Raw genomic sequence first — 22,571 nt, forward strand, 5'->3', positions numbered from 1 at the left:
GGGCTTTCAGCCCCGACGCCCGAAGCGACGACACTTTCAAAAGCTGCGCGGCGACTGGAAGCAGTCGGGGCTGAAAGCCCCTCCCACGGAGACTTCGGGCTCCGCGCAGATCTCCAAGTTTCAATCGACATCAAGATTCGAGCCGGTCCGGGTAAGAATTAAGCCCCACACTGCGCCGGCAGCGCGACCGGATCTCAGCTTTTGATCCACCCGCCCCCTACGCTCGCCCCCGCCGCCGCTCCCATTCCCAGCCACCACCCTGCCCAGGCACAATCGCCGCCGCATGCTCGCCCATCTCTCGCTCAAGCAATTCGCCGTCGTCAGCGCCGCCGAGCTCAGCTTCGGTCCTGGCCTTACCGTGATCTCCGGCGAAACCGGCGCCGGTAAATCCCTGCTGGTCGATGCCCTGGGGCTGCTCAGCGGCCTGCGCGCCGACAGCGGCGTGGTCCGCCACGGTGCCGACCGCGCCGAACTGGTCGCCGACTTCACCCTCGACGACGCCCCGCTCGCCGCCGCCTGGCTGCGCGAAAACGAACTCGACGAAACCGGCGACGGCGACGCGCCGGTCTGCCAGATCCGCCGGGTCATCCGCGCCGACGGCGGCTCGCGCGCCTGGGTCAACGGCCGGCCGGTGACGTTGAATCAACTGGCGGATTTAACCTCTCGGTTGGTCGAAATCCACGGCCAGCACGAACACCAGGCGCTGATGGCCAAGTCCAGCCAGCTCGACCTGCTCGACGCCTACGCCCGCAACGACGGCGTGCGCGAGCCGGTCGCCCGCGCCGCGCGCGAGTGGAGCGCGCTGCTGCGCGAACGCGAGACCCTGTTCGCCCAGGGCGACGTCTCCGACCGCATCGGCTGGCTGGAACACCAGCACGCCGAACTCGAACGCGAAACGCTCGACCCCGAGGCGCTGAGCAAACTCACCGCCGACCATCGCCGCCACGCCCACGCCGCCGGCCTGATCGCCGCCTGCGAGACCGCGTTCGCGCGCATCGGCGGCGACGAAGGCCCGTCGCTGACCCGTACCCTGCAACAAGTGCGCGGCGAACTTCAGCGCGTGGCCGAGCACGAATCGCGCCTGCGCGATGTCGATGCCCTGCTCGACAACGCCGCGATCCAGATCGACGAAGCCCTGTCCCTGCTCGACCGGGTCCGCGACGACCTCGACCTGGACCCGGCCGCGTTCGAACAGATCGAAAGCAAGATCGGCCGCCTGCACGAACTGGCGCGCAAGCACCGCGTCGCCCCGGAGCAACTGGCCGCGACCCGCGACGGCATCGCGGAAGAGCTCGAACAACTGCGCGGCGCCGGCGTGCGCCTGGAAAAACTCGACGTCGAGATCGACACCGCGCGCAAGACCTGGCGCAAGTCCGCCGACGCCCTGAGCCAGTCGCGCCGCGACGCGGCCAAGTCGCTGTCGGCCAAGACCACCGAGCTGATCGGCGAACTGGGCATGGGCGGCGGCCGCTTCGATGTCGCCATCGAAACCGTCGAAGACGACCGCCCCGATCCGCAAGGCGGCGAGCGCATCGAATTCATGGTCGCGGCCAACCCCGGCCAGCCGGCGCGTCCGCTGCGCAAGGTCGCCTCCGGCGGCGAACTGTCGCGCATCTCGCTGGCGATCGAAGTCGCCGCGTTCGGTCTGGACGCAGTGCCGACGATGGTGTTCGACGAAGTCGATTCCGGCATCGGCGGCGCGGTCGCGGAGATCGTCGGCCAGAAGCTGCGCGCCCTGGGCGGCAGCCGCCAGGTGCTGTGCGTGACCCACCTCGCCCAGGTCGCGGCGCAGGGCCATGCTCACTATCGCGTCAGCAAGGCCGCCAGCGAAGGCGTGACCCAGAGCGCGGTGCAGTTGCTGGTGTCCAAGCAGCGCGAAGAGGAACTGGCGCGGATGCTGGGCGGTATCGAACTTACGAAGGAAGTGCGCGCGGCGGCCAAGCGGCTGCTGGCGGATGTGGTTTGAGGGTTGGGGCTCGCGAGTTCGAGTCCCTGACCTGATTCCGGGGCGGTCTCAGTCTGAAATTCGAAGTCCGATGCCTGAGGTCTGAGGTCTGAGGTCTGAGGCCTAACGCCTGATACCTAAAACAGCGCCCCCACCTACCGTCATTCCCGCGAACGCGGGAATCCAGGGCCTTTCGTGCGAGAACGCCTGAAGTCGCTGGATTCCCGCGTTCGCGGGAATGACGGACTGGGAAGATGGCGCTGAAGTCTCTGGATTCCCGCCTTCGCGGGAATGACGGCTTGGAGGGATGACGCTGAAGGCTCTGGATGTTCGGCTCCGCCGAAGTAAGGCGGAGCCCGCCTTTGCGGGAATGACGGCCTGGAGGCAAACGGACTCCGAAAGACCACCACCCAACCCGCAAAAAGCCGAAGGCCCGCCAATGGCGGGCCTTCCTGCATTCCAAACACGACCGGATCGGCCTCGCCTGCGCGAATCCCGAATCCCGCCGGTCAGCGCTTCTTGCGCACGTACAACACCAGCGAATGCTCCTCGATCACGTACCCGTGCGAGGCCGCGATCTTGCGCTGCAACTCCTCGATCTCGACGCTTTCGAACTCGATGATCTTGCCGCTGTCGATATCGACCATGTGATCGTGGTGGTGACCGCGATCGAGTTCGTACACCGACTGGCCGGCCTCGAAATTGTGCTTGAGCACCAGGCCGGCGGATTCGAACTGGGTCAGCACGCGGTAGACCGTGGCCAGGCCGATGTCCTCGCCCTTCTCCAGCAACATGCGATAGATGTCTTCCGCGGTCATGTGGCGCGGCTTGGACTGCTCGAGCAGTTCCAGGATCCGCATGCGCGGATGGGTGACCTTGAGTCCGGCGTTGCGCAGGTCCTGCGATTCCATGGGGATGTCCCTTGAGCTGATTCGGTCCGGCGGCCTACGCCGTGCCTGGGTAATGACCGGCTGGCCGTCGCCGCGAGGGCGCATCGGGCGGGCGGGCCGGAATGGCGGATGAACGCGAGGGGTGGCCGCGCGCCGGTTTCCGCCCTTGGTGGGGTCGGGCTTCAGTGTATCATCGGCCCCGTTGCCTTCGACTGCCGCAGACCCCTATACGATGCGTAAGCTCCTGCTCGTTCTCTCGATCTCCCTGCTCACCGCCGGCTGCGGCATCATCTACAAGCAGCCGATCTATCAGGGCAATCTGCTCGAGAAGACCGCCGTCGATCAGCTCCAGACCGGCATGAGCAAGCAGCAGGTGCAGGTGCTGATCGGCACGCCGTCGATCGAAGACCCGTTCCACCAGAACCGCTGGGACTACACCTCGACCCAGCGCGTGGACCGCCTCGGCCACACCAGCCGCAAGAACCTCACCCTGTGGTTCGAAAACGACGCCCTGACCAAGTGGGAAGGCGACTACTTCCCCGAGCAGGACGAGCAGATCGCCAAGGCCTCGGTCAAGCAGTTCGGCCGCAACCTGGCCAAGGAAAAAGACAAGGACAAGCGCCGCCGCCGCGGCGGTTGAGCCTGTCCCGACGCCTGGGCGGCCCGCGACGCGGGCGCCGGGCGCTTATTTCTTGATTGGACGATCCGCCGCGCGGCGACGCCGCGCGTCCTTGGGATCGATCTGCAGCGCGCGCAGCAATTCGACCCTGTCGCCGTCGCGCAAGCGGGTATCGGCCGCGGCCTTGACCCCGAACACGGCGTAGCCGGTTATCTGCGCATCGTCCTGGAACCCGGCCGCGGCCACCGCCTCGGCGAGCGTGGCGCCCTCGCCCAGCTCCAGCCTTACCGACTCGAACCGGCGCGGCCAGGCGCGGACGACCTCGACCTTCACGCCGTCGCGCCGCCCGCCACGGGCGTGCCCGGTTCGGCGCCGCGATCGGCCACGCGGACGAAGTCATCGACCATGCGATCGGCCAGGCTCTGGAAGCCCAGCGCCATCGCCGGGCCCAGCAGCTTCACCGCCGGCTCGAATTCCAGGGTCAGGGTGACCTTGCACGCCGACTCGTCCAGCGCATGGAATTCCCAGCGCCCGCCGAGCTTGCGGAACGGCCCATCGACCAGCTTGAGCTCGATGTGATGCGGCGGGGTGAGCGTGTTGTGGGTGGTGAACCAGGTGCGCAGCGCGCCCAGGCCCAGATCCAGGCGCGCGACCATGTGCTGATCGTCGGCTTCGAGAATCTGCGCGTGCTCGCACCAGTCGAAGCGGCGCGGATACGCGCCGACATCGTTGACCAGCGCGAACATGCGCGCGGCGGAGTGCTCTACCAGGGCGGAACGACGGATGGTGGGCATGTGGCTATCGCAATGAGGATCGCAGCGCGGAATTCAAGCTAACCGAAGTCGGCTGATGTCGGCCGCTTCGAATCGGCCCAAAGAGGTAAACAGTCGGACTGTCGCCCCATCGCCCCCAAACCGAACTCCCGGCTCGGATCGACCGCCGCGAAAGGCCTCGCCCCCGCTCCGACCCCGGCAACGTTCAACCAAACCAGCGACGGCTACGCAAACCGCCTTCGGATCGGAGACAATGGCTCATGGCTAACAATACGAACAACAAGGCCGGTAAGGATAAAGGAAAGGGCGGCGGCGGCGGGACCATTGCGCAAAACAAGCGCGCCCGCCACGAATACCACCTGGAGGAACGCTTCGAGGCCGGTCTGGTCCTGGAAGGCTGGGAGCTCAAGTCCATCCGCGCCGGACGCGCCAACATCACCGATGCCTATGCGGTCGTCCTGCATGGCGAGCTGTTCCTGATCGGCGCGCAGATCAACCCGTTGATCCAGGCCTCGACCCATGTCGTGGCCGTGGAGCGGCGCACCCGCAAGCTGCTGCTGCACAAGCACGAGATCGACAACCTCATCGGCCGCATCCAGCGCGACGGCTACACCGTGGTGCCCACCTCGTTGTACTGGAAAGGCAACAAGGTCAAGGCCGAGATCCATCTGGCCAAGGGCAAGCAGACCCACGACAAGCGCGACGCCAGCAAGGAACGCGATTGGGCGCGGGAGAAGCAGCGGGTGATGCGGCGGCATAATCGCGACGCTTGAGGGTTTGGGTGGGGTTTGTTGTGTCGCGGGTGCTTGCGGCGCGTTTCCCCCAGGTCGTCATTCTCGCGAACGCGGGCTCCGCCTTACTCCGGCGGAGCCGAACATCCAGCGACTTCAACGTCATCCCTCTAGTCCGTCATTCCCGCGAAGGCGGGAATCCAGAGGCTTCAGCGCCATCCTTCCAGGTCGTCATTCCCGCGAAAGCGGGAATCCAGCGACTTCAAAGGTTCTCGCACGAAAGGCACTGGATTCCCGCGTTCGCGGGAATGGCGGTAGGTAAGAGTGCGCGAGTCTGGTTGTTGCGATAGAGGCTTCAGCGTGCTCCCTCCAGACCGTCATTCCCGCGAAAGCGGGAATCCAGCGACTTCAAACGTTCTCGCACGAAAGGCACTGGATTCCCGCGTACGCGGGAATGACGGTAGGTGAGAGTGCGCAAGCCTGATTGTTGCGAATAGCGGCCTGGGAGACGCGAGGAAGCTTCGTGCATTCAACGCCACTGAAGAACCTGCGCGGAAGCAAAGACACCGCAACCGCATCCCACCCGATCAGCCGCCGTGCCCGCCACCCGGCAAAGTGAAATAGAACGTAGCCCCCTCGCCTTCCCGCCCTTCGGCGCGAATGCTCCCGCCATGGCGCTCGACAATGCGCTTGACCGAAGCCAGACCAATGCCGTGCCCAGCGAAATCCTCCACGTTGTGCAAACGCTGGAACGGCCGGAACAGCTTGTCCACATACGCCTGCGGAAACCCGGTGCCATTATCGCGCACGAAGAATTCGCGCCCGCCGGACGCCTCGACCGTGCCGAACTCGATCACCGCCGGCGAACGGTCGCGGGTGAACTTCCACGCGTTGCCGAGCAGATTGCCGAGCAGATTGCGCAGCAACGGCGCATCGCCGATCACCTGCAGGCCCGGCTCGATCCGCACCTCGACCGCACGCTGGCTGTCGCCCATACGCAGCTCTTCGATCAATTCGTTGGCGAAGCGGCTCAGGTCCACGCTCTCGTGCTTGAGTTCGCTGCGGGTCAGGCGCGACATCTTCAGCAGCGCGTCGATCAGATCGCCCATGCGCGCGGCCGCCTTGCGCACCCGCGCCAGATAACCGCTGCCGGCTTCGTCGAAACGATCGGCGTACTTCTCGCCGAGAATGCGGCTGAAGCCGTCGATCGCGCGCAACGGCGCACGCAGATCGTGCGAGACGCTGTAGGCGAACGCCTCCAGTTCCTGATTGGCCTGACTGAGCTCGCGCGTGCGCAGCGCCACCCGCGCCTCCAGCGTGCGATTGAGCGCATGCACGCGCGCTTCCGCGCGCAGACGCTCGGTGACGTCTTCGACCTGGACCAGGCCGGTGATGTCCTGGCCGACCTTGCCCGGCACCGGCGAATACGTCAGCTGCACCTGACGCGCGACGCCGTGCTGGCGGCGCAGGCGCCGGGTCGCGCGATGCACGCCGGCGCCGTCGCCTTCTACGCCGCTGTTCGCCGCCGGCTCGCTGTCCTCGTTTTCCAGCAGGCTGTCGAAACGCTGATCCAGCAACTGCGCCAGCGGCAGCCCGACGATGGTCGACAGCGACGGGTTGGCATCGACGATGCGCCCCTCGCTGTCCAGCAGCGCCTTGCCGATCGCCGAATACTGCATGGCGCTGCGGAAACGCGCCTCGCTGCGGCGGAAGTCCTCAGTCATGCGCAGCGCGATCTGGCGCGCGCGCGACTCGGTATGCGCCAGCACCAGGGCGATGCCGTACAGCAACAGCGAACTGAAAATGCCGAGCGCGAACATGTTGCGCAGGTTTTCCATGCGCGGCACCGCCTGCTCGATCGGCGGCGATTCGTATTCGATCCGCCAGGTGCGTCCGTACACCTCGAACGTCACCTTGTGCACGAACGCCGCCGGCTGCTCCGGCTTGGGCCCGGGCGGGGCGAACAACAAAGTGTCGCGGCCGCCGCGTTCGTCGAAGATGCGAAAGCGCATGTCGCGATGGGTATCGCCGAGCGAGGTCGCGACGAACTGCTCCATCCGGAACGGCACGTACACCCAGCCCTGCATCTCGGCGCGGCGCAGGCTGGGACTTTGCGGACGGCCGCCGCCCAGGTACACCGGCAGCACCAGGATCAGGCCGGTGCTCTTGGTGCCGTCGTGTATGTCCTGGATCAGCTCGATCTTGCCCGACAGCCGCGCCTGCCCCGACTCCAGCGCCGCTTCCATCGCCGCGTGCCGGGTTTGTTCGGCGAACATGTCGTAGCCGATCGCTTCGATATTGGCCGCGGTCTTGGGCTCCAGGAACAGGATCGGCCCGTAGATTTCGCGCTGGCCGAACGGCCGCACCGTCAGCAGGCCGTAACCGGCGTCGCGCCATTCGTTCTGCAACTGCGTCAGCAAGCGCTGCGGCACGTAACCGGTGAAGCCCAGGCCCAGCGTCGCCGGAAAGCGCCGCTGCAGGTTCATGCCCTCGACATAGGCCTTCCACTGCGCCGCGGTCGGCCGCTGCACCGAGGCGAACAGAGACACGCCGCCGCGCGCGACCAGTTCGTAATTGACCAGACGCTGCTGGACCAGTTCGGTGACCTGCACGGTGCGGCCGACGAATTCGGCCTGAGCCGCGCGCTGCTCGCGCTCGCGCGCCACCCGCCAGGCGGTGAACACCAGCACCAGCGCGACGATGAAGACGATGAAAGCCAGCAGATAGCCGCGGCGCGGCATCAGCCCGGACACATCGGCGTAGTCCGGCAAAGGGCCGGAGTCGTTCGGCGAAGGCGCTTGGGCGGCCGGATCGGTCGTCGTCATCCGGCCTAGCATACTAGTCGTGTCGCACAGACCGCATTCACGCCGGCCAGCGCCGCGCGCGGCTCACTCGCGCGGCACGTTCTCCAGCATCAGACGGTTGATGCACTCCAGATGCTCCATCGCCAGACGCCGGCACAGCCGCGGCCAATGCCGCTGGGCCCGTATCGACGCCCCGGACAGTTGCTGCATCAGCAGGTGTTCCTCGATCTCGTCGGCCAGTTCGAGCAAGGCGCGGCCGTTGCGATCGGCCCGCTGCGCCAGGCGCTCGCGCGTGGGCGTGCGCCAGGCCAGATACGAGCAGCCGGCGACCGCGCCGGCGATCGTCACGATCAGGACGCCGAACAACAGCCACGACGACCACGGCGCCGCCGTCACGCCCGGCAGCGCGACGGCCACGGCCGCCGCTGCGTTCACGCCGGCCATCACGAAACTCCCGGCGTCAGCGCCAGCAGTTCGGCCGGCTTGACCTTGAAGCCGCAGGCCTGCGCCATCAACAGGGCGCGCCCACGGGTAGAGACGAAACCACGGCTGCGCATGCGCCGCAGCATCGCGGTCGAGACCCCGGCCGCCCCGGCGGCGGCGCGCGCGGTGGCGAAACAGGCGATGTAGCGTTCGATCGGGTTGCCCGGCTTAACCGGCTTGCGCCCTCCGCCCGGGCCGCCGCTAGCACCCCGTCGTCGCGTTTCCACGCCACTTTCGACCTGCGATTCGTCCGCGATCGTGATGCGGTTTACGGTTTGCGGATCCTGTCGTGAAGCCGCCTGCCGCGGGTCCCGCGTCCGCCGCCCGCCATCCGCCCGGGTACTGCCATCAAATCGATCGAGTCGTTCCATAACCCTGCTCTTTCGGCATCCATGCCCAGCAAAAATACCATCTGAAATTGCTCTTTTCAACGAGTAAAAAGAGTGATCTTTTTACGAGGGGATACGCAACAATGAGTTGCGCTATCCGAGCCCGGCCCACGGCCCAGGGGCAACGAGCGAGCGCCCATGTTTCAGCCCTGCAGGATGCTCCGGCGAGACCTATGACTAACGCGCCCCATCAAGAATTCGCCAACCGATTGCACCAGGCCTTGGATTTCTCCGGATTCGCCAAAGGCCGAGCCCGCACCGGTGCCCTTTCCGCCTACTACGACGTCAGCCGCGAAACCGCGCGCAAATGGCTGGTGGGCCTGGCCCTGCCCGAACTGGAGCGCATGCTGCAGATCGCGGTGCAGCAGCACGTGAGCTTCGAATGGCTCGCCACCGGCCGCGGCACCATCGAAGGCAAATCGCTGTCGGTGCGCGAAAACGCGGCCAAATACAGCGATCCCGACGAACTGCGGCTGATGGGCCTGATGCGCAAGCTCTCGCGCAAGAAGCGCCGCGCCTTGATCGAGTTGCTCGACGGCAACTGATTCGCGCGGGGGGTTATTGCACTGCCTCAGTAGCGCGGCGATCGCGCCGGGAAGGGTGTGCGCGGGATTTGTCCGAGGCGCGACGGACACCGATGCGCGGAGGCTTGCACGCCGCCGCTTTCGCCCGGCCGGCGCGGCGGCTGGAGTCGATCAACGCCGATTCGCGCTTTTCCCGGCGCGCCGCGCGCGCATCGATCGAACGCCAGCCATACAGGTTCGGCCGCAAGGCTTGTGAACGCGGCCGCAGACCCTATACTGGCTTGGTCAGCGAGTATTGCTGTCCCCGGGGGTGCACTGGCTTCGACGGGGGTCGCGAAATCGCCTGGTGCATGCCGAGGGGGTAGCTTTCCTCGTAAATCCAGCTGCAAACTTTTAGTTGCCAACGACGACAACTACGCTCTCGCCGCTTAAGGCGTAAGCCTCGAAACTGCTTGTGTCCGTGCTCGCAGCGTAGAGTCATTATCACGGAATCGTCGGGAGTGGCTGCCTGTCAGCACCTGATCAACACATAACAGGCTGGTCCTCGGATGCGCTTTGCGCGCCGTGCTGTTCGGGGGCGAGATCTAACGGAGCGCTAAGCATGTAGTGCCGGGGATGGAGTGCCTTCGGACGGCGGTTCGATTCCGCCCACCTCCACCATCACCTGATCCGCAAGGGTCCAAGACAGGCTGGAAACCTTTCAGGGGTTTCCGGCCTTTTTTGTGTCCGAGCGATTCCGACGGGAACCGCTCAAGTCCGCGCGCACTCGCCGCCCGATCGCGTCCGGCTGATATCCGCATCGGGACTCGCAGAACCGAACTCGCAGCCACCCCGAAACGTTTCCCTCCTGAAACATGGCAAAAACCAGCGGCAAGCGTATATTCGCCCCCAACGCAGACCGTGTTCACGAATGCTTGGACCAAGGCGGCTGCGTCACGACGTGCATCGGGGAAGAGGCACGCGGAATCACACAGGACTCGAAAAAGGCACACCCGGCGAGAGCCGGCGTCGCAAAGCCTCCGGGTACCGGTCCCTCGCCGGCACGGCCGAGCTACCGAGCGCATCGACCGGGCGATCACGCCCCGCTCATGGAGTTCTGCCATGTCCACCCAACGACGTTGGCGTCCGCTGCTCACCGCGGCGCTACTGCTGGCATCTTCCGGGGCCTGGGCCGCCTCGGTGCAACCGACCACCTACCCCGGCAACTTCACCTCATGCGACGACCTGCCCGGCGTCGGCACCTGGCAGGGGCTGGGCTACAGCACCGGCAGCGCGCCGATCAACGGCCAAAGCTACAACCTCGGCCTGCCCGGCCAGAACATCACCTTCAACTACACCCCTTCGGGACAGAACCAGTACATCGGTTTCAACGCGACCGTGCCGATGGACTACATCGTGGTCAAGGGCGGTAACGCCTACAACGTGTTCCGCTACGACCCGGCCGTATCCAGCGACATCAATCTGTACTCGCCCGACAACGGCAGCGGCGCGCCGGCCGGCGTCAGCCATGTCACGTTCTGCTTCCTGCCCAAGCCCAGCGGCGAGAAAACCGCCGACGCGAGCTGGAAACGTTATACCGACTGGAGCATCGACAAGCGCGTCACCCCCGAGCAGATCACCATGCTCGACGGCGACAGCCATCAGGTCGAATACACCGTCACCGCCACGCCGCTGACCCGCGGGATTTACCGCGTGTCCGGCACCATCACCGTCAAGGATCCTTTCGGCTTCGGCTGGAAAGCCACCGCGGTGGTCGACACCATGCAGTTCGGCAACGCGCCGAATCAGTTCGCGCTTCAGTGGACCTCGCAAGGCGGCGACACCGACACGCTCGACTGCACGAAGCCGGCGCCCAACGCGCAGAAGATCATTCTTACGTGCAGTTACGCCTTCGAGCTGAGCAGCCTGAGCCATCCGTTCCTGCTCAACGCCAGCGGCGGCGTCAACGCGGCCGGCATCACCACCCAACGCAGCGGCAGTTGCGGCTGCAGCGACGACGGCAGCAGCGGAGGCAGCCCCGGCAGTACGCAGAACTACACCTTCACCGCCACGGCGGCCTTCACCATTCCGGCTAACCCGGCAGAAAGCTACGGCGACAGTTTCTCGGTCGACGACTCCATGCTGCCTAGCGCCGTGGACCACAGCTTCGCCCTCGGCGACGCCGGTTATGTGTGGACCTATGGACGGCCGCAGCCGTTTACGTGCAACGCCGACGGCGGCTCGCACAACAACACCGCCACCGGCCGTTGGAGCACCGGCGCGAACACCAATGCGACAGCGAGCGACTCCGCCAGCGTCAACGTGGCCTGCCGCACGGTCTCGATCTCCAAGACCGCGCAAACACGCTACGACCGCGACTACGGTTGGAGCGCGGACAAGCACATCGTGGTTTCGCCGGCCGACGCCAAGGTCACCGGAATGCAGGGATGCCTGGCCGACCCGATCGCCAGCGGCGATTACGCAGGCAATTACCTGTGCGACGATGTCGATGTCACGCTGAATACCGGCGGTAACTACGAGACCGTGTACCGGCTCGCCGCGACCCGCAGCATCGAATCGGAGAGCGGTTTCGCCGTGTCCGGCGACATCCAGGTCAACTGGCCCGCCGATGTCACGCCTGTGTTCAGTCCGAGCGCCCCCAGCGACGTCCTGCATTTCGCCGGCGGCACGACGCAGTCGGTATCGCCGACTTGCGACGCGCAAGGACCGACTTCGCTGCATTGCGCGTACCAAGCCTCGCTGAGCGGCAAGCTGGCCGGATACAACCAAGCCACGATCCAGCGCGTGCGGCAGTGCTACGACGCCAACGGCGCCGCCAGCGACTGCGGGCTGCAAGCCTACGACTCCAACCAGGCGGCCCTGGCCTATGGCGATCCGAATGTCGAAACCGATCGTTGCGTGGTGCTGACCGATCTGTTCAACGGCACCGCCGGATTGAATCTCGGCACCGGCTTCGGCTGGACCGTGCAACCGCTGTTGTGCGGCAGCTTCGTGCGCTATGCGACCGGCGACATCGATCCCGATCCGAACATGATCCGCAGCCTGGACGTGCTCGCTTCGTGGCTGCTTCCGAGCCAGACCGGCGCGGGCAACAGCTGCGAGTTCATGGTGCCCAACGTGCTCACGCTCGCGACCGACAACGGCGCGAACAAGAGCGACGAAGCGGTGCTGAGCGTGCACGTGCCGGAACTGTGCGCGAACGCGGGTTGCACCTATACCCTGGGCTATTGGAAGACCCACTCGAAGTACGGCCCCGCGCCTTACGACGCGACCTGGGCGGCGATCGGCGAGAACACGCTGTTCTTCAGCTCCGGGCAGACGTGGTACGCCGTGTTCTGGACTCCGCCGAAGGGCGGCAACGCTTACTACATCCTGGCGCACCAATACATGGCGGCGCGCCTGAATGTCGAGTCGGGCACGACTGCTCCGACCCAGGTAAGCAGCGCGATCGCACAGGCGACCGCGTGGTTCACCGGACGCAGCAGCGCGGCGCCGAAGGGACCGGCACGCGATACCGCGATCAACTTGGCCGGCATCCTCGGCTCCTACAACGAAGGCACCACCGGCCCGGGCCATTGCTCGGTCTCGCCTTCCACACTCTCCAAGGCAGCTCAATAAGAACGGCACCACGCTGAGTCAGGCCAGACCCCGGATATCGCCGGGGTCTGGTCGGGTCGAGGCGGGAATACACATAATCGGAACCGAAAACGCAAAAAAGGCCGGAATCACCTCCGGCCTTTTTTGTGTCCGCAGGTTTCACGCGCTTGCATCGCATCGCAAGCCGTCAACCCACGCGATCAGACTTTAGCGATCATCCCCGCGATCGCGTGCCCCGGATACTTGCGCCCGACCAGCACCACCGCCTCACGCCGGTTGCTGGCCCGCACCGCTTCCACGAAGCTGACCTCCTCCGCGTTCAAGGGCTCGCCCGAGTGTTTGGCGCGGCGGCCCAGAACCCAGTAATCGTGGTGGTCCTGCTCGCGTCCGGCGCGCACGACTTCGACGTAGTACGTCGGCTTGCCCATTCCCGCCTCCTTGTCCGTTACGGGCCCGGGTTCAATCGCTTGCGGGCGGGTCGTCGCCGTAGAACATCACGCCGAGCCGGATGCGCTCGCGGCCCTGGGCCTTGCGATGGCGGTTGGTGTCGCGCAGCGAGTACACGCAGCCGCAGTATTCCTGCTGGTAGAAGCGTTCGCGCTTGCTGATCTCGATCATGCGCTGGCTGCCGCCGTCCTTGCGCCAGTTGTAATCCCAGTACGACAGGCCCGGGTACGGCGCGACCGCGCGCTTACCGCTGTCGTTGATCTGGGCCATATTCTTCCAGCGCGAAATGCCCAGCGAGGTGGTCATCACCGGGAAGCCGTGTTCGTGCGCGTACAACGCGGTGCGCTCGAAGCGCATGTCGAAGCACATGGTGCAGCGGATGCCGCGCTCAGGTTCGTTCTCCATGCCCTTGGCGCGGGCGAACCAGTTGTCGGTGTCGTAGTCGGCATCGATGAACGGAACGCCGTGTTTCTGCGCGAAGCGGATGTTCTCTTCCTTGCGCAGTTCGTATTCCTTGATCGGGTGGATGTTCGGGTTGTAGAAGAGCACCGAGTAGTCGATGCCGGCGACCACGAAGGCCTCCATCAACTCGCCCGAACACGGCGCGCAGCACGAATGCAGCAGCAGCTTGTCGCCGCCGGGCAGTTGCAGCGGTTTGCGCTGCGCGCTCATGCGTCCTTCGCGACCAGCTTGACCACGCTGGAGAAATCCAGCGCGCCGCGGCCGGCCTGGCTGTTCATCGCGTACAGATTGCGCGCCAGTTCGCCGAGCGGAATCGAGGCGCCGATGCCCATCGCCGCTTCCGCGGCCAGGCCCAGGTCTTTGAGCATCAGGTCGTTGCCGAAGCCGCCGCTGTAGCCGCGCGAGGCCGGCGCGTTGTCGAGCACGTTGGGCCAGGGATTGCACACTTCGGTGGCCCAGCTGCGGCTGGTGCTGACCGCCATCATCTGCGACAGCACCTTCGGGTCGAGGCCGTGCGCGACGCCCAGCGCCAGCGCTTCGCCGGTCGCGGCCATGATCACGCCCAGCGCCATGTTGTTGCACAGCTTGGCGACCTGCCCGGCGCCGTTGGCGCCGACGTGGAAGATGTTCTTGCCCATCGCCTGCAGCACCTCGCGCGCGCGATCCAGCGCCGCCGCTTCGCCGCCGACGATGAAGGTCAGCGTGCCGGCCGCGGCGCCGGCGGTGCCGCCGGATACCGGCGCATCGATCATGTCCACGCCGCGCGCGTTCGCCGCCTGTGAGACCTTCTGCGCTGAGGCAGGAGCAATGGTGCTGCAGTCGATGATCAACGCGCCAGGCTCGATCACCGCCAGCAATCCGCTGTCGCCCAGATACAGGCCTTCGACATGGCGGCTGGCCGGCAGCATCGAGATCACGATCTGCGCGCGGGCCACCGCTTCGGCCGCGCTCGCCGCGGCGCCGGCGCCTGCCGCGACCGCGCTCGCTACCGCCGCGGACGACAGATCGAACACCTGCACGGAATATCCGGCCTTGAGCAGATTGGCCGCCATCGGCCCGCCCATGTTGCCCAGACCGATGAATGCGATACGGCTCATGCGTGGGCCTCCGTGGATACGCCGAGATCGGACAGCGGGTGTTCGCCGTGCGGCCACGGCGCGATGAAGAACGGCGCGGCCCAAGCCGCGCTGGCCTGCTCCAGCGTCGCCGGATTCCAGCGCGGAGTGCGATCCTTGTCGATCAACAGGGCGCGGATGCCTTCGGCGAAATCGCCGTGCGCGGCGCATTGCAGCGAGACCAGATATTCCAGGCGGAAGGTATCGGCCAACGACAGTTCGGCCGCGCGCTGTTGCAACTCGAAGCCCAATCGCGCCGACCCGGGCGCGCCCGCGGCCAGCGTTTTGGCGGCGCCGGTCAGCCAGGCGTCGTCGCCGTCCAGCGCCTGGATGCGCGCGACGATGCTTGCCAGATCCTCGCCCTCGCACAAGCGCTCGATCAACGCCGCATGCTGTTGCAGCGGTCCGGCCGGCGCGGGTTCGCTATGCGCCTGCAACAGCGCGGTCAGGCGCTGGCGATCGTGCTCTGCCTCGCCCGACCACGCTTCATCGCTCAACTGCGCCAACACCGCCGCGCGTCGCGCTTCGGGCACGTGATGGTCGGCGAGGCCGGCATAGACCGCATCGCCGGCATTCAAGGGCGCGCCGGTCAATGCCAGGAACAGCCCGGCGCGCGCCGGCACTCGGTTGAGCAACCAGCTGCCGCCGACATCCGGATACAGGCCGACGGTGATTTCAGGAAACGCCAGCCGCGAGCGCTCGCTGACCACACGATGGCTGGCGCCGGCCATCAGGCCGATGCCGCCGCCCATGACGATCCCGTGGCCCCAGCACAGCAAGGGTTTGGGATAGCGGTGAATACGATAGTCGAGGCGGTATTCGGTGCGGAAGAACTCGCTGGCCTGATGGTTGTTGCGTATGTCGCCGCGACCACCGGCCTGGTAGTCGCGCATGCCGCGATACAGCCCGTGCAGATCGCCGCCGGCGCAGAAGGCTTTTTCGCCCGCGCCTTGCAGCACGACCAGGGCGATCGCGTCGTCCTCGGCCCAAAGCCGCAGTTGTTCGTCGAGCAATTCGGCCATCTGCAGCGACAAGCCGTTCAAGGTCGCCGCGGCATTGAGCGTGGCGATGCCGATGCGGCGGCCGTTGCCGGCCACGCGCTGTTCGAACAACACCGGCGACGGCGCGACGGCTTCGCTGACCGGTGCGGGCTGGACTGATGCGTTCATGCGTTCTTCCATTGCGCTGCGCGCTTTTCCAGGAACGCCGCCACGCCTTCGACCTGATCGGCGCTGTCGAACAGATCCACGAATGCCTCGCGCTCGCTCACCAGCGCGGTCGCGTGCGACTGCGAACGCGTCGCCTGCACCAGCGCCTTGCACGCGGTGACGCTGGTCGGGCTCTGCTTCTCGGCCTGCTTGGCCCAGGCCAGCGCGCGCGCCATGGCCTCGCCCTTGCCGACCACTTCCTCGACCAGACCGATGCGCAGCGCGGTCGCCGCATCGACGCGCTCGCCCAGCAGCATCATCCGCTTGGCCCAGCCTTCGCCGACCAGACGCGGCAGATTCTGGGTGCCGCCCGCGCAGGGCAACAGGCCGACCGTCGCTTCCGGCAGCGCCAGCTGCGCTTGTTCTTCGACGATGCGCAGATCGCAGGCCAGCGCGCATTCGAGCCCGCCGCCCATCGCATAGCCGTTGATCGCCGCGATCGACACGCCGCGAAACGCGCTCAGCGCTTCGAAGGCCTCGCCGAAGCGGCGCGCCGCGTCGCGCGCCAGGGCCTTGTCGCCGCCAGCGAATTGCTTGAGATCGGCGCCGGCCGAGAAGAATTTCTCGCCTTCGCCGGTGATCACCAGGGCGTAGATATCGCGCTCGCGGTCCAGGTCGCGGACCAGATCGCGCAAGGCGGCGAGGCTGTCGCGGGTCCAGGTGTTGGCCGGCGGATTGCTCAGCGTGACCACGGCGGTGTGGCCGTCGATCTCCAGCTTCAGGCCGGTGTAGACGGTGTCGGCAAGACTCATCGCAATTCCTCGTCGCTGTTGAGCAGATGGCGCGCGATGATCACGCGCATGATTTCGTTGGTGCCTTCCAGGATCTGGTGCACGCGGCAGTCGCGCAGCAGGCGCTCGATCGGGTATTCGCGGATGTAGCCGTAGCCGCCGTGGATCTGCAGCGCGTCGTTGCACACGGCGAAACCGGCGTCGGTGGCGAAGCGCTTGGCCATCGCGCACCACACGGTGGCGTCGCTGCTGCCGGCGTCGATCTTGCGCGCGGCGGTATGCACCATCTGCCGCGAGGCGATCAGTTGCGTGGCCATGTCGGCGAGCTTGAACTGCAACACCTGGAACTCGGCGAGTTTCTTGCCGAACTGGCGGCGTTCGCCCATGTAGCGGCGGGCCGCGTCCAAGGCGCCCTGGGCCGCGCCGAGCGAGCAACTGGCGATGTTGATGCGGCCGCCGTCGAGCCCCTTCATCGCGATCTTGAAGCCGTCGCCTTCGCGTCCGAGCAGATTGCGCGCCGGCACGCGCACGTTCTCGAAGCTGATGCCGCGCGTGGGCTGGCTGTTCCAGCCCATCTTTTCTTCCTTGCGGCCGTAGGCGATGCCGGCGCTGTCGGCGGCGACCGCGAACGCGCTGATGCCGCGCGCACCGTCGCCGCCGGTGCGCGCCATCACCACCAGCATGTCGGTGGCGCCGGCGCCGGAAATGAAAGCCTTCGCGCCGTTGAGCACGTAGTCCTCGCCATCGCGCACGGCGCGGGTTTTCAGCGAGGCCGCATCCGATCCCGCGCCCGGTTCGGTCAGGCAATACGAGGCCAGACTGCGTCCGCTGGCCAGGGCCGGCCCCCATTGTTCGCGCACCGCGTCGCCGGCGTGCGCGGTCAGCATCCAGGTCGCCATGTTGTGGATGCTGATGAAAGCCGCGGTGGACGGATCGACCGCGGCCAGTTCCTCGAACACGATCGCCGCGTCCAGCCGGCTCAAGCCCGAGCCGCCGGCGGCTTCGTCCACATACAGGCCGCAGAAGCCGAGTTCGCCGGCCTGAGCGATGGCTTCGCGCGGAAAGATGCCTTGCGCGTCCCAATGCGCCGCATGCGGCGCTAACCGTGCCAGAGCGAAGTCGCGCGCCGCATCGCGGTACGCGGCCTGTTCTTCGCTCAGGCCGGTCGGCACCACCGACGCGGCCTGCCAGTCCATGACCGCGGCCATCACTTGAGACTGATCGTGGTGTTGACGCCGTGACCCAGGGTCTCGTCGTCGAACCAGCGCGCGGTGACGGTCTTGGTCTGGGTGTAGAAGGTCACCACCTGCTTGCCGTACGGGCCCAGGTCGCCGAGCTTGGAGGCGCGCGAGCCGGTGAACGAGAACAGCGGAACCGGCACCGGAATCGGCACGTTGATGCCGACCTGGCCGACGTCGATCTCTTCCTGGAACCTGCGCGCGGCGGCGCCGGACTGGGTGAAGATCGCGGTGCCGTTGCCGTTGGGATTGGCGTTGATCAGMGCGATCGCCTCATCCAGCGTATCCACGCCCAGGATCACCAGCACCGGTCCGAAAATTTCTTCCTGGTAGATGCGCATGCCCGGCTCGACGCCGGAGAAGATCGTCGGGCCGACGAAATTGCCTTGCTGATAACCGGGCACGGCGGGATTGCGGCCATCGAGTTCCAGCACCGCGCCCTGCTCCACGCCCGAGGCGATCAGGCCTTCGACGCGTTCGCGCGCGGCGCAGGAAATCACCGGACCCACGTCGGTGCCCGGCTCGGTGCCGGCGTTGACCTTGAGCGTGCGCGCCTTGGCGACCAGATCCGGAATCCACTGCCGCGCTTCGCCGACCAGCACTACGGTGGACGCGGCCATGCAGCGCTGTCCGGCCGCGCCGAAGGCGGCGCCGGCCATGGCGTTGAGGGTTTGTTCCTTGTTCGCGTCGGGCAGCACGATGGCGTGATTCTTCGCGCCCATCATGCATTGCACGCGCTTGCCGGCGAGCGAGGCGCGGCGATACACGTGGGTGCCGACCTTGGTCGAACCGACGAACGACACCGCGCGGATATCGGCGTGATCGCAGATCGCATTCACCACATCCTCGCCGCCGTGGACGACGTTGAGCACGCCCTTGGGAACGCCGGCCTGCAGCGCCAGTTCGACCAGACGCATGGTCACCAGCGGATCCTGCTCGGACGGCTTGAGCACGAAGGTGTTGCCGGTGGCGATGGCCATCGGGAACATCCACAGCGGAATCATCGCCGGGAAATTGAACGGCGTGATGCCCGCGCACACGCCCAGCGGTTGCAGCAAGGTGTAGGTATCGACGCCGCCGGCGACGTTGTTGGCCAACTCGCCCAGTTGCAGATTGCCGATCGCCGCGGCGTGCTCGACCACTTCCAGGCCGCGGAACACGTCGCCTTCGGCATCGGGCAAGGTCTTGCCCTGCTCGGAGGTCAGGATCGCGGCGAGCTCGCTCATGTGCTCGCGGATCAGCTGCTGATACTTCAGGAAGATGCGCGCACGCGCACCGATCGGGGTCTTGCGCCAGGTCTTGAACGCGCGTGCGGCCGAAGCCACCGCCGCGCCCACTTCCTCGGCCGTGGCCATCGGCACGCGCGCCAGCACCGCCTGGGTGGCCGGATTGACGACGTCGCGCCACTGCGTGCTGCGGGATTCGACGAATTCGCCGTCGATCAAAAGCTTGACCGTCGCGACCTCGGTCGCAACGCGATGCATATCGTTCATGGTGGTCTCCGTATCGCACACCCGCGAAAGCGAGGGCTGCGGAGACGCGCGACAAGACGAAACGATGGCGGACGCACGCCGCATCGAATCAGCCCGTCAGGTTGCCCGCCGCAACACTCGAGGAGGACATCTCCCGATGTCCGCCACGGGCCGGTCTCCGGGCTTGCGAGCGATGCCGAAGCATCACCCCGACACCTTCCCGCGCGAGCGCAGTGGTCAACGTCGGGTGTTCTCGCCTACCGTTGCGGGGGCAGCGTCGGAATTGGACGATCACGTCCGCACCGACTTCCCGTTTCACCCTGCGCGCCGGTATGGACCGGCGTGCAAGGCACCTGTGGCGGGCGAAGTGTAGTGCTTGCGGCCCTGGGCGGACAAGCCGCATCGCGACGGGCGCATCGCTCGCGTTCGTTCAGATCGGACGCAAGCGCTGGATGCGGGCCGGCGTCAAGTCATCGACGCGGCTCGAACGGTGGTGGATTCACCACGCGGATCACAAAGCGATGCGATGACATGCATCGCGGCTCAAATAGTCATATCGATGACGATGCGTGCGTTGCTGCATCGAATGTGCGCCCCGCGCCGGTTCATCGCCTTACTGCGGCGCCAGATCGATAGCGCCATCGTTGCGATCATGCAGACGCCGATGGTTCGCATCGATGCGCTCAGCGCCGGCTTCGTTTGAATCGCACGCGTTAACGATGCGCGCTTCAACGCCGTAACCGCACCGCCGATGGCAACGCGGCGAACAACGAACAGCCGATGCGTCGGCACTCGATCAAGCCGCCCGGGTCAGCTCGCGCACGTCGCTAATTGTTGTTTCGCGTACCAGATCGCGCGGCGCGCCTGGTCGTAGGCCATGTCGGCCGAACGCGGCAGCAGTTGTTCGGCGCGGATCGGATCGACGCCGCTGGCCATCGCGCGTTCGATGCGCTGAAGTTCGTCCACGCGCACGATCGCCGGCGCCAGCAACTCGCGCAGCCGCTTGCGCTCGCAGCCGCCGTGGCTGGCTTCGACTTCGCCGATCGCCTGACGGATGCGGCGGCTGGCCTCGCCTTGCAGGCCCGGCGCGGGCTCGAACGCGATCGGCGCGGCCTTGTAGGCATCGCCGGTGGCTTCGCTGCCCAGGTCCGAGGGCCGCTCATGCAGCGCCGGATTGAATCGCACCGGCGGCGGCGGCCGCGCGCGCGCCTGCTGAATGTCGCGCTTGAACGGCATCGCGTCGGCGATTTTCTGCAGCCGCTTGGTCGCCTTGCCCAGCAAGGCCTTGCCCAGGGTGCCTTCGGTGGCCCAATCCGATTCGAATCCGGTCGGCGGCACGTCGATCGGATTGCGGCGTTCGAAGGTGTTCTTGGCGGCTACGAATTTGGGATCGTCCGGATCGCCCGGCGCGCGGCCGGGCGGCGGGCGCATCGGGTCGGATTCCGGCAGCGCGACGCGGCCGTCGGCGTTGAATAGGCGGCTGGTGGCCGCGGGCGGCGGCGTGTTTGCTGCGGTTTGCTTGCGCGGCGGCGATGGCTCGGGTTGCGCGGGCCGGGGCGTGTTCGCGGCGACGCTCGCCGGCGAAGGCGCGTGCGGGCGGTCGCGTGGCGTGGGTATGGGTACGAAGTCCGGCTCGCTCGGCGGCTCAACGGGCGGCGGCACGCGCTCGATCAGGACCACATCCAGGGCCGGTTGCGTCGGCGCCGGTGCCGGCACGTCCAGCAGCAGCCAACCGGTGAACATCGTCACCGCGACGGCGATCAGCAAAGCGCTCGCATGCAGCAGGGCATCTTGCGGAGGAGCGGCTTTGTTCATTCATCCTTCGGGGGTGATGGCCTGAAACACGCGCCGGGCCGCAAGCATCGGAACGAGAACGATAGAGCGAGTTCCGCGCGCGCGACGCCCGTCGCGCGCGCGCGCCGGCCTTCGTTCAGGCGCGGCGGGCGAACGCGGTGGACCGCGGCGACACGGGATTGCGTACTTCACGACGCCCTCGCCCGCTTCCGCCGCGAGCCGCGACGCCGTGGACGATCGGGAAACAGTCAACATCGCTTGTCGATTCGCGCCTCGGCGAAGCCGTCGAGCGCCCGCGCGCGGCGTGCCGACGCACTCGATCATCGACGCGACGAATGCACGCGACGATACGAGGACGGCGTCGGCGAGAGAATAAAAATTCCGTTGGCCACAGCGCGGCCCGCGCCGTCGGTGTGGCTGTCGTTCACGATTCGATGACGGCGGCGCGGTGCGGCGTGCTCGGCGGCCTTGGCCTTTTGCGGCCCGGCTCGCGGCATCGACGCGGCCAAGGCAGCCGTCGATGCACCCGATTCGATCGCGCCATGCGCAAAGGCCGGCGAACGCCGGCCTGTTTTCTCACTGCTTGGCAGCTTACAGAGGGATGCTTGCGAACCTCCGCGGCGGCCCGCGGCCGGCCGCCTCAAGCCGGCCGCCGCGATCGAGCCCTCAACGCTTGCGGAACGACGGCACCAGCGCGCCTTCGGCGAGCTTGCCGTTCGCCTTCCACACCACCGTGGTCTGCGGGAACTCCTCGCTGCGCGCGTAGGCGGCGGCCTGGGTCGCCATCACCTTGGGCGCGCCCTTGACCGACGGGTTCCAGGCGAACACGTTCTGCACGCCGTACCAGACCACCGGCGTGGTGCTGTCGAGGCGGCGGTCCGGACACAGGGCGACGTCGAATTCCTCCAGCACCTTCAAGGTGGCGGCCGGGACGGCCATGACCCCGGCACGGGTGCGCTCGGCGGAATGGTCGGGACACACCTCGGCCGAGCGCGCGATCGCGTCTTCGTAGACCTGGCGGTCTTTCTGCGCATGGGCTGGCGGAACCGCGACCAGGAGCAGGCCCAGGCACGATCCGAAGATCCGCGAATTGCGATTCATGTTGTCTCCTAACGATGGACGAGGTGCGGTGCCGGCCAGGGGCGGTTGGATGCACGGCGCCGGAACCGCGCAGCATAGCAATCGCAAATGGGCTATTTACTCTCGGCCGGCCGGCGCGTGCGGGTACGGCGACAGCATCGCCCAAGTACGTCGCAGGGCCCGCGAATGGATGCAGGCACCCTGGCCCGGCTTGGGACGCCCAGCACACTTCGTACATTTTTGTGCTACGATCCGTCCAGATCAGGACA

The 22,571-nt window shown here is 66.7% G+C and carries 21 protein-coding genes, 1 other RNA gene and 2 riboswitches; of the genes, 7 read left to right on the forward strand and 15 right to left on the reverse strand.

Annotated elements, in window-relative coordinates:
- The first annotated feature begins 283 nt into the window (after window positions 1–283).
- Complete coding sequence (gene recN / locus AB4Y92_RS01125) at window positions 284–1,966, forward strand: DNA repair protein RecN (RefSeq protein WP_441817972.1); 1,683 nt, start codon at window positions 284–286, stop codon at window positions 1,964–1,966.
- A 488-nt stretch (window positions 1,967–2,454) separates the two neighbouring features.
- On the opposite strand, the gene fur is transcribed toward recN, so the two are convergent.
- Window positions 2,455–2,856, reverse strand: coding sequence for a ferric iron uptake transcriptional regulator (gene fur, locus AB4Y92_RS01130; RefSeq protein WP_057942786.1), 402 nt, complete (start codon window positions 2,854–2,856; stop codon window positions 2,455–2,457).
- A 211-nt stretch (window positions 2,857–3,067) separates the two neighbouring features.
- Between fur and AB4Y92_RS01135 the strand changes: the two genes are divergently transcribed.
- Complete coding sequence (locus AB4Y92_RS01135; protein WP_057942785.1) at window positions 3,068–3,475, forward strand: outer membrane protein assembly factor BamE; 408 nt, start codon at window positions 3,068–3,070, stop codon at window positions 3,473–3,475.
- Between the two features lie 45 nt (window positions 3,476–3,520).
- On the opposite strand, the gene AB4Y92_RS01140 is transcribed toward AB4Y92_RS01135, so the two are convergent.
- Window positions 3,521–3,787, reverse strand: a complete 267-nt coding sequence (locus AB4Y92_RS01140) for an RnfH family protein (protein ID WP_441817973.1) — start codon at window positions 3,785–3,787, stop codon at window positions 3,521–3,523.
- The gene (locus tag AB4Y92_RS01145) at window positions 3,784–4,248 is read right to left on the reverse strand and encodes a type II toxin-antitoxin system RatA family toxin (RefSeq protein ID WP_057942783.1); all 465 of its coding nucleotides are present in this window, start codon (window positions 4,246–4,248) and stop codon (window positions 3,784–3,786) included. Before AB4Y92_RS01145 ends, AB4Y92_RS01140 begins: the two co-directional genes overlap by 4 nt.
- Before the next feature lie 239 nt (window positions 4,249–4,487).
- Between AB4Y92_RS01145 and smpB the strand changes: the two genes are divergently transcribed.
- Window positions 4,488–5,000, forward strand: coding sequence for an SsrA-binding protein SmpB (gene smpB / locus AB4Y92_RS01150; protein ID WP_057942782.1), 513 nt, complete (start codon window positions 4,488–4,490; stop codon window positions 4,998–5,000).
- A gap of 545 nt (window positions 5,001–5,545) precedes the next feature.
- On the opposite strand, the gene AB4Y92_RS01155 is transcribed toward smpB, so the two are convergent.
- From AB4Y92_RS01155 to AB4Y92_RS01165, 3 genes are all read right to left on the reverse strand, one after another.
- Window positions 5,546–7,783: a CHASE domain-containing protein gene (locus AB4Y92_RS01155; RefSeq protein WP_441817974.1), complete on the reverse strand. Its 2,238-nt coding sequence runs from the start codon at window positions 7,781–7,783 to the stop codon at window positions 5,546–5,548.
- A 63-nt stretch (window positions 7,784–7,846) separates the two neighbouring features.
- Complete coding sequence (locus AB4Y92_RS01160; RefSeq protein WP_441817975.1) at window positions 7,847–8,206, reverse strand: hypothetical protein; 360 nt, start codon at window positions 8,204–8,206, stop codon at window positions 7,847–7,849.
- On the reverse strand, window positions 8,206–8,616 hold the full coding sequence (locus tag AB4Y92_RS01165) for a hypothetical protein (RefSeq protein WP_441817976.1): 411 nt from the start codon (window positions 8,614–8,616) through the stop codon (window positions 8,206–8,208). Before AB4Y92_RS01165 ends, AB4Y92_RS01160 begins: the two co-directional genes overlap by 1 nt.
- A gap of 191 nt (window positions 8,617–8,807) precedes the next feature.
- On the opposite strand from AB4Y92_RS01165, the gene AB4Y92_RS01170 reads away from it, so the two are divergent.
- The 3 genes from AB4Y92_RS01170 to AB4Y92_RS01180 all read left to right on the forward strand — a co-directional run bounded on the left by AB4Y92_RS01170 (window position 8,808) and on the right by AB4Y92_RS01180 (window position 12,776).
- On the forward strand, window positions 8,808–9,179 hold the full coding sequence (locus AB4Y92_RS01170) for a helix-turn-helix domain-containing protein (protein ID WP_031373591.1): 372 nt from the start codon (window positions 8,808–8,810) through the stop codon (window positions 9,177–9,179).
- A 285-nt stretch (window positions 9,180–9,464) separates the two neighbouring features.
- Window positions 9,465–9,818: a transfer-messenger RNA gene (ssrA, locus tag AB4Y92_RS01175) on the forward strand.
- A 315-nt stretch (window positions 9,819–10,133) separates the two neighbouring features.
- A riboswitch (cyclic di-GMP riboswitch) is annotated at window positions 10,134–10,217 on the forward strand.
- Between the two features lie 42 nt (window positions 10,218–10,259).
- The gene (locus AB4Y92_RS01180; RefSeq protein ID WP_441817977.1) at window positions 10,260–12,776 is read left to right on the forward strand and encodes a hypothetical protein; all 2,517 of its coding nucleotides are present in this window, start codon (window positions 10,260–10,262) and stop codon (window positions 12,774–12,776) included.
- A 179-nt stretch (window positions 12,777–12,955) separates the two neighbouring features.
- Here AB4Y92_RS01180 and AB4Y92_RS01185 read toward each other — a convergent pair whose 3' ends face one another.
- The 7 genes from AB4Y92_RS01185 to AB4Y92_RS01215 are packed head-to-tail and all read right to left on the reverse strand — an operon-like array spanning window position 12,956 to window position 19,440.
- Window positions 12,956–13,183 carry a hypothetical protein gene (locus tag AB4Y92_RS01185; RefSeq protein ID WP_386789839.1) on the reverse strand — a complete coding sequence of 76 codons (228 nt, stop codon included), beginning with the start codon at window positions 13,181–13,183 and terminating at the stop codon, window positions 12,956–12,958.
- 31 nt (window positions 13,184–13,214) lie between these two features.
- Entirely contained in the window at window positions 13,215–13,874 is a 660-nt protein-coding gene (locus AB4Y92_RS01190; protein WP_441817978.1) for an epoxyqueuosine reductase QueH, read from the reverse strand.
- The gene (gene mmsB / locus AB4Y92_RS01195) at window positions 13,871–14,761 is read right to left on the reverse strand and encodes a 3-hydroxyisobutyrate dehydrogenase (RefSeq protein WP_441817979.1); all 891 of its coding nucleotides are present in this window, start codon (window positions 14,759–14,761) and stop codon (window positions 13,871–13,873) included. Before mmsB ends, AB4Y92_RS01190 begins: the two co-directional genes overlap by 4 nt.
- Complete coding sequence (locus AB4Y92_RS01200) at window positions 14,758–15,948, reverse strand: enoyl-CoA hydratase/isomerase family protein (RefSeq protein ID WP_441817980.1); 1,191 nt, start codon at window positions 15,946–15,948, stop codon at window positions 14,758–14,760. Before AB4Y92_RS01200 ends, mmsB begins: the two co-directional genes overlap by 4 nt.
- A complete protein-coding gene (locus AB4Y92_RS01205) occupies window positions 15,945–16,739 on the reverse strand; it encodes an enoyl-CoA hydratase (RefSeq protein ID WP_441817981.1) in 795 nt (264 codons plus the stop codon). The genes AB4Y92_RS01200 and AB4Y92_RS01205 overlap by 4 nt, the downstream gene beginning before the upstream one ends.
- Entirely contained in the window at window positions 16,736–17,914 is a 1,179-nt protein-coding gene (locus AB4Y92_RS01210; protein ID WP_441818265.1) for an acyl-CoA dehydrogenase family protein, read from the reverse strand. The genes AB4Y92_RS01205 and AB4Y92_RS01210 overlap by 4 nt, the downstream gene beginning before the upstream one ends.
- 11 nt (window positions 17,915–17,925) lie before the next feature.
- Entirely contained in the window at window positions 17,926–19,440 is a 1,515-nt protein-coding gene (locus AB4Y92_RS01215; RefSeq protein WP_441818266.1) for a CoA-acylating methylmalonate-semialdehyde dehydrogenase, read from the reverse strand.
- Between the two features lie 140 nt (window positions 19,441–19,580).
- Window positions 19,581–19,800, reverse strand: a riboswitch (cobalamin riboswitch).
- 193 nt (window positions 19,801–19,993) lie between these two features.
- Here AB4Y92_RS01215 and AB4Y92_RS01220 point away from each other — a divergent pair.
- Complete coding sequence (locus AB4Y92_RS01220) at window positions 19,994–20,131, forward strand: hypothetical protein (RefSeq protein ID WP_441817982.1); 138 nt, start codon at window positions 19,994–19,996, stop codon at window positions 20,129–20,131.
- A gap of 107 nt (window positions 20,132–20,238) precedes the next feature.
- Here the strand turns inward: AB4Y92_RS01220 and AB4Y92_RS01225 are convergent, their stop codons facing one another.
- Both AB4Y92_RS01225 and AB4Y92_RS01230 read right to left on the reverse strand, forming a co-directional pair.
- Window positions 20,239–21,243 (reverse strand): hypothetical protein, encoded by a 1,005-nt coding sequence (locus AB4Y92_RS01225; RefSeq protein ID WP_441817983.1) that lies wholly within the window; start codon window positions 21,241–21,243, stop codon window positions 20,239–20,241.
- Between the two features lie 645 nt (window positions 21,244–21,888).
- Window positions 21,889–22,323 (reverse strand): hypothetical protein, encoded by a 435-nt coding sequence (locus AB4Y92_RS01230; RefSeq protein ID WP_057942756.1) that lies wholly within the window; start codon window positions 22,321–22,323, stop codon window positions 21,889–21,891.
- Between the last annotated feature and the right edge of the window lie 248 nt (window positions 22,324–22,571).

It is taken from the genome of Lysobacter sp. TAB13 (genome assembly GCF_052113885.1).
In the GTDB taxonomy this organism is placed as follows: Bacteria; Pseudomonadota; Gammaproteobacteria; order Xanthomonadales; family Xanthomonadaceae; genus Lysobacter; species Lysobacter gummosus.

Bases quoted from the DNA above. Each gene is read 5' to 3' on its own strand.
- recN (WP_441817972.1), top strand. From the start codon at position 284: ATGCTCGCCCATCTCTCGCTCAAGCAATTCGCCGTCGTCAGCGCCGCC.
- fur (WP_057942786.1), bottom strand. From the start codon at position 2,856: ATGGAATCGCAGGACCTGCGCAACGCCGGACTCAAGGTCACCCATCCG.
- AB4Y92_RS01135 (WP_057942785.1), top strand. From the start codon at position 3,068: ATGCGTAAGCTCCTGCTCGTTCTCTCGATCTCCCTGCTCACCGCCGGC.
- AB4Y92_RS01145 (WP_057942783.1), bottom strand. From the start codon at position 4,248: ATGCCCACCATCCGTCGTTCCGCCCTGGTAGAGCACTCCGCCGCGCGC.
- smpB (WP_057942782.1), top strand. From the start codon at position 4,488: ATGGCTAACAATACGAACAACAAGGCCGGTAAGGATAAAGGAAAGGGC.
- AB4Y92_RS01155 (WP_441817974.1), bottom strand. From the start codon at position 7,783: ATGACGACGACCGATCCGGCCGCCCAAGCGCCTTCGCCGAACGACTCC.
- AB4Y92_RS01160 (WP_441817975.1), bottom strand. From the start codon at position 8,206: ATGGCCGGCGTGAACGCAGCGGCGGCCGTGGCCGTCGCGCTGCCGGGC.
- AB4Y92_RS01165 (WP_441817976.1), bottom strand. From the start codon at position 8,616: ATGGAACGACTCGATCGATTTGATGGCAGTACCCGGGCGGATGGCGGG.
- AB4Y92_RS01170 (WP_031373591.1), top strand. From the start codon at position 8,808: ATGACTAACGCGCCCCATCAAGAATTCGCCAACCGATTGCACCAGGCC.
- AB4Y92_RS01180 (WP_441817977.1), top strand. From the start codon at position 10,260: ATGTCCACCCAACGACGTTGGCGTCCGCTGCTCACCGCGGCGCTACTG.
- AB4Y92_RS01185 (WP_386789839.1), bottom strand. From the start codon at position 13,183: ATGGGCAAGCCGACGTACTACGTCGAAGTCGTGCGCGCCGGACGCGAG.
- AB4Y92_RS01190 (WP_441817978.1), bottom strand. From the start codon at position 13,874: ATGAGCGCGCAGCGCAAACCGCTGCAACTGCCCGGCGGCGACAAGCTG.
- mmsB (WP_441817979.1), bottom strand. From the start codon at position 14,761: ATGAGCCGTATCGCATTCATCGGTCTGGGCAACATGGGCGGGCCGATG.
- AB4Y92_RS01200 (WP_441817980.1), bottom strand. From the start codon at position 15,948: ATGAACGCATCAGTCCAGCCCGCACCGGTCAGCGAAGCCGTCGCGCCG.
- AB4Y92_RS01205 (WP_441817981.1), bottom strand. From the start codon at position 16,739: ATGAGTCTTGCCGACACCGTCTACACCGGCCTGAAGCTGGAGATCGAC.
- AB4Y92_RS01210 (WP_441818265.1), bottom strand. From the start codon at position 17,914: ATGGACTGGCAGGCCGCGTCGGTGGTGCCGACCGGCCTGAGCGAAGAA.
- AB4Y92_RS01220 (WP_441817982.1), top strand. From the start codon at position 19,994: ATGCGTGCGTTGCTGCATCGAATGTGCGCCCCGCGCCGGTTCATCGCC.
- AB4Y92_RS01225 (WP_441817983.1), bottom strand. From the start codon at position 21,243: ATGAACAAAGCCGCTCCTCCGCAAGATGCCCTGCTGCATGCGAGCGCT.
- AB4Y92_RS01230 (WP_057942756.1), bottom strand. From the start codon at position 22,323: ATGAATCGCAATTCGCGGATCTTCGGATCGTGCCTGGGCCTGCTCCTG.